This window comes from Clostridium pacaense, from assembly GCF_020709765.2.
In the GTDB taxonomy this organism is placed as follows: domain Bacteria; phylum Bacillota; class Clostridia; order Lachnospirales; family Lachnospiraceae; genus Enterocloster; species Enterocloster hominis.
This window is the reverse complement of sequence record NZ_JAJFEB020000236.1, coordinates 1-235: the sequence shown is the minus strand read 5'-3', so window position 1 is coordinate 235 and position 235 is coordinate 1. Positions and strand designations below refer to the sequence as shown.

The 235-nt window shown below is 46.0% G+C and carries 1 protein-coding gene; it reads left to right on the top strand.

Annotation, left to right across the window (positions count from 1 at the left end):
- Positions 1–28 precede the first annotated feature (28 nt).
- Positions 29–235: family 4 glycosyl hydrolase (locus LK536_RS59145; protein WP_506092380.1), on the top strand; the 207-nt coding region annotated here is incomplete at its 3' end.

Below are 235 nucleotides of genomic sequence, written 5' to 3'. Positions count from 1 at the left end.
AACCACAGGTATGAAAGGATGATTCAACATGAAATATGAAAATAACACAGTGAAGGATATTAAGATTGAATACATAGGAGGAGGCTCCAGGGGATGGGCGTGGGGCTTCACGAGTGATTTATCATTGGAGGAATCCATTTCCGGGACCGTGTATCTGTATGACATTGACATTCCCTCCGCCAGGGCAAATGCAATAATAGGGAATAAGGCATCCCGCCTGCCGGAAGCGGAATCA